This is a genomic window from Pseudomonas sp. 86_A (assembly GCF_017491705.1).
Classification (GTDB): domain Bacteria; phylum Pseudomonadota; class Gammaproteobacteria; order Pseudomonadales; family Pseudomonadaceae; genus Aquipseudomonas; species Aquipseudomonas koreensis.
In genome coordinates this window covers 1-8,617 of sequence record NZ_JAFGYS010000027.1, presented here as the reverse complement: position 1 = coordinate 8,617, position 8,617 = coordinate 1, and the positions used below count along the sequence as shown (strand labels likewise).

General features: G+C 63.0%; 3 protein-coding genes and 1 pseudogene. All 4 read left to right on the top strand.

The features are described from left to right. The first annotated feature begins 450 nt into the window (after nucleotides 1-450). On the top strand, nucleotides 451-1,857 hold the full coding sequence (gspE, locus tag J5M57_RS27345; protein WP_207850136.1) for a type II secretion system ATPase GspE: 1,407 nt from the start codon (nucleotides 451-453) through the stop codon (nucleotides 1,855-1,857). Next, nucleotides 1,857-3,068 carry a type II secretion system inner membrane protein GspF gene (gspF, locus tag J5M57_RS27340; RefSeq protein ID WP_169841493.1) on the top strand — a complete coding sequence of 404 codons (1,212 nt, stop codon included), beginning with the start codon at nucleotides 1,857-1,859 and terminating at the stop codon, nucleotides 3,066-3,068. Before gspE ends, gspF begins: the two co-directional genes overlap by 1 nt. 439 nt (nucleotides 3,069-3,507) lie before the next feature. Continuing rightward, complete coding sequence (locus J5M57_RS27335; protein WP_207850137.1) at nucleotides 3,508-4,617, top strand: substrate-binding domain-containing protein; 1,110 nt, start codon at nucleotides 3,508-3,510, stop codon at nucleotides 4,615-4,617. A gap of 190 nt (nucleotides 4,618-4,807) precedes the next feature. Next, a pseudogene (locus J5M57_RS27330) lies at nucleotides 4,808-8,584 on the top strand (filamentous hemagglutinin N-terminal domain-containing protein); the annotation flags it as partial. Nucleotides 8,585-8,617 lie beyond the last annotated feature (33 nt).

Below are 8,617 nucleotides of genomic sequence, written 5' to 3'. Positions count from 1 at the left end.
AACCTATGCACGCGGTCAGTCAGATGGATTCCGATGGCAGGTTTCGGGGCTGCTGCGCAGCCCATCGGGGATAAATCCCCTCACCACAAGAACTCCCCTCGCCACAGGAGTCGGGGACAACACCGGATCTGTAGGCGCTGCCGAAGGCTGCGATCTTTTGATCTTTAAAAGCAAAAGATCGCCGCCTGCGGCAGCTCCTACAGGGGATCGCATTGCCACAGGGATTGGGGAGCACACGCTTTTGAACAGCATGATGACTGTGGCGAGGGAGCTTGCTCCCGCTGGGCTGCGCAGCAGTCCTAAAACCGGCTACCCCATTCTTCCAGAGACACCTTGCAGGCTGGATTTACGGGTGCTTCGCCCCCGAGCGGGAGCAAGCTCCCTCGCCACAGGAGTCGGGGACAACACCGGACCTGTAGGAGCTGCCGCAGGGATTGGGGAGGGCACGAGATGAGTGCGCTGCCCTACGCCTGGGCCAAGGCCCAGCGCATTCTGCTGTGCGACGGGGTGCTGACCGTGTGCCCGTCAACGCCCGGCTGGTCGATCAGCGAGGTGCGGCGCCAGTTCGGCGCGACCTCGGTGCAGCGCGTGCGCGACGATGAACTCGATGGTCTGCTGGCCACTGCTTACGCCGACACCGGCAGCGCGGCGGCGGTGGTTGGTGCGGCGGAGAACGAAGTCGATCTCGATCGGCTGATGCAGGACATGCCGGAAATCACCGACCTGCTCGACACCCAGGACGGCGCGCCGGTGATTCGCATGATCAACGCCTTGCTCACCCAAGCCGCGCGGGATGAGGCCAGCGACATTCACATCGAACCCTTCGAAACCCATTCGGTGGTGCGCTATCGGGTCGACGGCACGCTGCGTGACGTGGTCTCGCCGCGCAAGGCATTGCACGGTGCGCTGGTGTCGCGGATCAAGATCATGGCGCAGCTCGACATTGCCGAAAAACGTTTGCCGCAGGACGGTCGCATCGCCTTGCGTGTGGCCGGGCGGCCTATTGATATTCGCGTATCCACCGTGCCCACCGGGCATGGCGAGCGGGTGGTGATGCGCTTGCTCGACAAACAGGCCGGGCGCCTGCATCTGGAAACCCTCGGCATGGATGCGCAGGTGCTGGCCAAACTCGACCACCTGATCCGCCAGCCCCACGGCATCGTGCTGGTCACCGGGCCGACCGGCAGCGGCAAAACCACCAGCCTCTATGCCGCACTGGCGCGCCTCGATGCCAGCACCAGCAACATCCTCACCGTGGAAGACCCGGTGGAATACGACCTGCCGGGGATCAGCCAGATTCAGGTCAACGCCAAGATCGACATGACCTTCGCCCTCGCGCTACGCGCCATTTTGCGCCAGGACCCGGACATCATCATGATCGGCGAAATCCGTGATCTGGAAACCGCACAAATCGCCGTGCAGGCTTCGCTGACCGGGCACCTGGTGCTCGCGACCTTGCACACCAACGACGCGGTGTCGGCGGTCAACCGCTTGATCGACATGGGCGTCGAACCGTTTCTGTTAGCCTCGTCGATGCTCGGCGTACTCGCGCAACGCTTGGTGCGACGCCTGTGCAAAGACTGCAAACAGGAAGACCCGGCGACACCGGGGACGTGGCGCCCGTTCGGCTGCGCGGCGTGCAATCACACCGGTTACAGCGGTCGTACCGGCATTCACGAATTGTTCTGCATCGACGACGACATCCGCACCCTGATTCACCAAGGGGCAGGGGAGCAGGCCTTGCGTGCGGCGGCGAGCAAGGCCGGGATGTTCAGCCTGCGTGAGGACGGTGAGCGCTGGATTCGCAGCGGCGCCACCGCCCCGGAAGAAATCCTCCGTGTGACCCGGGACGCCTGATGAATCGCTATCGTTTTGAAGCCGCCGACGCCACCGGCAAGATCGAATCCGGGCATCTGGAAGCCGAGAGTCAAACCGCCGCGTTCGGCGTGTTGCGCAGCCGTGGCCTGACCGCGTTGTCGGTGCACAAGGAAAGCAACGTCGCCAGTCATGGCGGTGGCGGATTGTTCAGCGCCAAGCTCTCGGACAACGATCTGGCCTGGGCCACGCGGCAACTGGCGAGTCTGCTCGGCGCCAGCCTGCCGTTGGAAGCCGCGTTGAGCGCGACGGTGGAGCAGGCCGAGAAAAAACACATCGCCCACACCCTCAGCGCCGTGCGCGCCGACGTGCGCAGCGGCATGCGCCTGGCCGAATCACTTGCCGCACGACCACGGGATTTCCCCGAGATCTACCGGGCGTTGATCGCTGCGGGGGAAGAGTCCGGGGATCTGGCGCAGGTCATGGAGCGGCTGGCGGATTACATCGAGGAACGCAACAACCTGCGCGGCAAGATTCTCACCGCGTTCATCTATCCGGGCGTGGTCGGGCTGGTGTCGATCGGTATTGTTATTTTTCTGCTCAGCTATGTGGTGCCGCAGGTGGTCAGTGCGTTTTCCCAGGCGCGGCAGGACTTGCCTGGCTTAACCCTGGCGATGCTAAACGCCAGTGATTTCATCCGCAGTTGGGGCTGGCTGTGCGCAGGGATTATGGCTGCAAGTTTCTGGAGTTGGCGCCTGTATTTGCGCAATCCAGCGGCGCGCCTGAGTTGGCATCATCGGCTGCTGAAGCTGCCGCTTTTCGGGCGTTTTATTCTCGGTCTGAATACCGCCCGGTTCGCCTCGACGCTGGCGATTCTCGGCGGCGCCGGGGTGCCATTGTTGCGCGCACTGGAGGCGGCGCGGCAGACCCTGTCCAACGACCGCTTGAGTTTGAGCGTCACTGAAGCCACGGCCAAGGTCCGCGAAGGCGTGAACCTGGCGGCGGCGCTGCGGGTGGAGAACGTGTTTCCGCCGGTGCTGATTCACCTGATCGCCAGTGGCGAGAAAACCGGCGCGCTGCCACCGATGCTTGAACGCGCTGCGCAGACCCTGTCGCGGGATATCGAACGGCGGGCGATGGGCATGACCGCATTGCTTGAGCCGCTGATGATCGTGGTGATGGGCGGGGTGGTGCTGGTGATCGTGATGGCGGTGTTGTTGCCGATCATTGAGATCAACCAACTGGTGCAATAGTGGTGTCTGTGCGGGCCTCTTCGCGAGCAGGCTCGCTCCCACAAGGGAACGCATTTCAACTGTGGGAGCGAGCCTGCTCGCGAAAGGGCCGGATCGGGCAATAAATAATTCAGATTTTTCCTACGGATTGAGCATCACCCGACCTTCCTCTGGCCCATCCTCGGGTTCTCCTTTCTGTCATCTGCAACCACCCGCCAACGCCTCCAGCCCGATTCAGCCAAACCCCTGATCCAGACACTCCGCCGACCCGCGCAAACACCCGAGAAAATCCCGCTGAAAACACCGTTCAGCTCCCGAGGTTTTTTCCTTTATCTGTCACCGCAAGGTGCGAATTTCTCAGTGCGACTTCACCCGGGCCAGCGCCAGGTGAGTCTTCCCAGTGTCATGCAAGCACCCTGAAAAACCTGTGTTTCCAACCCAGTTGAAAAGGAGATTCTTCATGTTCAAGCGCACTCTGATCGCAGCTTCCCTGACCGTCGCTGCCCTGGCTTCCGCCCAGGCCATGGCTGCCAACGTAACCGGTGGTGGCGCGACTCTGCCTGCCGCTCTGTACAAAGGCTCTAGCAACAGCATCCTGCCAGCCAACTTCAGCTACGTCGGTACCGGTAGCGGCACCGGCAAGACTGCGTTCCTGACCAACAACTCGGCGCTGTTCAGCACCACCGGTTCGGTTCACTTCGCCGGTAGCGACTCGATCCTCAGCGCTTCGGAAATCAGCACCTACAACGCCAACTTCGGCGCTTCGTACGGCCCGCTGATCCAGCTGCCATCGGTGGCCACTTCGGTTGCCATCCCTTACAAAAAATCCGGTCAGACCGCTCTGAACCTGACCAGCGCTCAGCTGTGCGATGCCTTCTCCGGCGCCAAAACCACCTGGGGCGCTCTGCTGGGCACTGCCGACACCACGCCGATCCGTGTTGTATATCGCAACGTTTCCAGCGGTACTTCGGAAATCCTGACCCGTCACCTGAACTCGATCTGCCCGACCCAATTCGCCACCAACTCCACGTTCACCAGCGCTCGTCTGCCAGCCGGTTCGACCCTGCCTTCGAACTGGGTAGGCGTTGCCGGTACTGCTGACGTGGCCACTCAGGTCAACGCGGTTGACGGCTCCATCGGTTACGTCGGTCCGGACGGTGTGAACGCCGCCAGCAACGCAGTGGTTGCTCGCGTCAACGGCGTACAGCCAACCACCGCCAACGTTTCGCTGGCACTGGGTTCGGCTGCTCTGCCAACCACCCCTTCGAACCCTTCGCAGTGGGTACCGGTCGTTCCTAACCCGGCCAGCGGTTACCCGATCGTGGCTTACACCAACTTCATCTTCGGCCAGTGCTACAAGGACGCAACCGTGGCCGCTGATGTCAAAGCCTTCCTGACCACCCACTACAGCAACCCGGGCAACAACGCTGCCACCATCGCCCACAGCTTCACTCCGGTTCCAACCAACTGGAAAGCGGCTGTGACTGCCAACTTCGTCACCAACACCTCGGGCAACAACCTGGACATCAACAACGCCAGCGTCTGCAACGCTGTCGGTCGTCCTTTGTAAGCCTCGCTTCACGGCAATGAAATGGCAGCAGCCTTCGGGCTGCTGCCATTTTTTTTGGCCGATCTACTCCTCATTCATGAAGTTTGTGTGACATCCGTTCGGTCGCGGGCTTCGCCAACCGCCTATGTCGTAACAGCAGGGGCAAGCCGACCTGCGGCCTCGTGTGGCAAACAAAAAGGATCTCGTAGTGATGCTCGCTCGCCCATCCCGTCGCAGTACCCGTGTTCAGCCTCAGCAGCGCATGGCCGCCGATCCGGCGCTGTGGTTGCTCAAGCCCCTGGCGCAGGCGATTGCCTTGTGCCTGGTGGCGGGCAGTGCCGAGGCGGCGACCGCGTTCAGTTCGGGATGGTTTGCCGCCAAGGGGGCGGCGCAACAGGCCGCCGCCACACGCCCGAGTGTGGGCGGATTGCCGGGGATGACGCCACCGCTGGCGCAGCAGCAAAAAGCCAACCAGCAGTTGCAGCGCTCGATTCAGACCCTGAACAACACCGTTGCTGCGATTGCGGCGCAACAGGCAGCGCAGGCAGCCGGTCGTGCGGCGGCACTGGGCACCGTGCAGTTTGTGCCTGACGGTCTGGGTGAGGGCGGCCTGAAGGTCGACAACAGCCTCACGCAAGGTTGGCAGAACGCCAAAGGCCCGCAGCAGACTCAGACCGACGGCAAGACCACCGTGAAGATCGAGCAGACCGCCGACAAGGCGATTCTCAACTGGGAGACCTTCAACGTCGGGCGCAACACCACGGTCGAGTTCGCCCAGCAGTCAAACTGGGCGGTGCTCAACCGGGTCAACGACCCGAGCGCGCGGGCCAGCCAGATTCAAGGCCAGATCAAGGGTGACGGCACGGTGATGCTGATCAACCGCAACGGCATCGTGTTCAGCGGCACCAGCCAGGTCAACGTGCGCAACCTGGTGGCCGCCGCCGCCAACATCACTGATATCCAGTTCCGCGACCGGGGCCTGTATTTCGACAGCACCGGCAGCCAGCCGACGTTCACCGACGCGGCCGGCAAAGTGCTGGTGGAACGCGGTGCGTCCATCGAGACGGCGCGGCCGGCCCAATCAACGGATGCCGGCGGCTATGCCTTGCTGCTCGGCAGCGAAGTGCAGAACGACGGCAGCATCAACACCGCCAAGGGCCAGACCGTGCTCGGCGCAGGCGATCGCTTTTACATTCGCAAAGGCTCGGGCACTGAAGGCAACGCCTTTTCCACGACGTTCGGTAACGAAGTCACGCCGGGCTTGAAGACCGGCAGCGCTGCCGGCAAGGTCAGCAACAACGGTCTGATTCAGGCCGCAACCGGCGACATCACCCTGACCGGCCACGAGGTCGAGCAGAGCGGCGTGTTGCTGGCCAGCACTTCGGTCGCGACTCGCGGCACGATCCACTTGCTCAATCCGGCCACCGATAACCAGGGCAGCGTGACTCTGGGGCAGGGCAGCGCGACGGCGATCCTGCTCGACAGCAGCGACCTGACCGCCCTCGACAGTCAGCGTCAGGCCGCCCTGACCGGGGTTACCCCGAACAACAGGATTCGCGGCGATCAGTCGCGTATCGACATCCAGAGCGGCGGCAGCGTCGAGTTCCAGAACGGCTCGATCACCCTGGCCACCGGCGGCCAGGTAGCGGTGGCGGCGCAGCGTCGCAGCCTGGTGCGTGACGGCGCGATGATCGATGTGTCTGGGGCCATCGGCGTGAAAGTCGCGATGGAATCCAACAGCATCAAGATCAACGTCCAGGGCAACGAGCAGCGCGATGCCTCGGGCAACCGCGATAAAGGTGCACTCAACAGCAATGATGTGTGGGTCGATGTGCGCGAACTGGTCTACGTCCCGGCCGGCACCAACGGCTACGCCACGGATCGCTGGTACACGGCGGGCGGTCTGCTGGAGGTCGGCGGCTATCTCGGCACCCAGGGCCACAGCATCGGCGAGTGGATGGCCCAGGGCGGCATGGTGAATTTTGCCGGCAATGATGTGGTGACCGAGAAAGGTTCGCTGATCAACCTGTCCGGCGGCACGCTGGATGTACAAAGCGGCGAGATTCGCCAGAGCTGGCTGCGCGGTGCCGACGGGCGTCTGTATGAAATCTCCAGGGCCCCGGGAGATCTGCTCTACACCGGGCTGTACAAGGGCTATGAAGACAGCAGTCAGCGCTGGGGCCAGACGAGTTATTACTACACCCCGTTGATTGCGCCGTCCAAGCGTCAGGAATCGGGTTACACCGTGGGTCGCGATGCCGGGCAGCTGGTGATCGGCACCCGCAACGCCGTGCTGGAAGGCCAGTTGCTTGGCGAGGTTTACCAGGGCGAACGCCAGACCCAGGCACCGCGTGCGGTACTGGATGGCTATGCGCAGAGTCAGACGGCGCTGGCGCGGCGCGGGCAGTTGATTGTCGGCAGTTACGACCCGGCGTACGTGGCGGCTTCCGGTGGCTTGCTCTATGGGCTCAATCCGCTGCTCGATCAGCTGCAGATCGGCGGTAAACGGCCGGTTGACGGCAATGATCGGGATCTGACCGCTGCGGTGTCCGATGCGCGCAGCGGCAAGCTGTTTCTGGATGCCGGGCAACTCAGCGACTGGCAACTGGGCGCGCTGAAAGTGGCGGCCAGAGAACAGATCGATGTGCAAGGTGCCGTCACCGTCGACAATGGCGGCGACATCACCCTCTACGGGCCGGACGTGCAGGTCAACGCCGACCTGACCGCGCGCGGTGGCAGCCTGCATCTGGGCAACGTGCTCAATCAGCTCACCACTGATCGCCTGACCGACACCCGGCTCGTCGCACCGACCGGCAAGGCCACCCGCGTGAGTGTGGCCGAAGGGGCGCAACTGGACACGCGCGGTCTGTGGAGCAACCTGCGGACCAACCCGGATGATGCCGCGAGCCTGGCGTATCTGGACGGTGGCGTGGTGTCGATCCGCAGCAGCGGTGATATCGAAATCGGTGCCGGCAGTCTGCTGGACGTGTCTTCCGGCGGCGCGATTCTGGCCAATGGCAAGACTCGCGGTGGCAAAGGCGGTGATGTGACGCTGGAGTCCAGCGCCTTGTCTGCGCCGGGTGACAGCCACCTGACCCAGGACGGCCAACTGCGCGGTTACGGTGTGTCCGGCGGCGGTCGACTGCTGATTCAGGCGGGCGACATCTTTATCGGCCAGTCCGATAAACCCCTTGCCGACAACACGCTGCAGCTGCAACCGGATCTGTTCGACAAGGGTTTCTCTGCCTACAGCCTTATCGGCCTCAATCGTCTCGACGTTGCGGACGACACCCGCGTTGACGTGTTGATGCCGGTCTACCGTTTTGGTGACGCGGCAGCCAATCTGCTCAGTGGTACCGCGCCCCAGCAGGCGATGGAATTGTGGACGCCCCCGCTCTATCAGGAAAACCCGCTCAAGGCGCAACTGACCCAGCGTGGCGGCGCCAGCCTGACTTTGCAGGCCGGTTCCAGCGAGATCGCTTTAGTCGATCCGACTCGTAACACCCTGACCCTTGGGCAGGGCTCGCGCATCAGCGTCGATCCGGGGCAGCGCATCAATCTGCGCAGCGCCGGTCAGCTCACGGTCGATGGCGAGTTGAATGCGTGGGGCGGCACGATCGATATCCGTCAGCAGCAGTTCGGCTCGATCAATGTCGCCGACTCCTCGCAAACGGCAGACAAGCACACTCACAACCGTTCGATCTGGATCGGCGAGCACGCGGTGCTGGATGTGGCCGGTCGTGTGGCCACCGGCATCGATGCGCTGGGAAGGGTGTATGGCCAGGTCGGCAAGGGCGGCTCGATCATCATCGGCGGCGAAAGCGATGCGAACAAAGCCACGGCCACGTCGGCCGACGCCTATGTGATCGTGCGAAACGGTGCGCGCCTGGAGGCCTCCGGCGCACAAGCGATGCTGGATATCGCCGGACAGGGACCGACGCTGGTTGCCACGGATGGCGGGCGAATTTCGCTGAGTTCCTACAATGGCTGTCTTCTAAAAACATCTTAAGATGCCGACGAA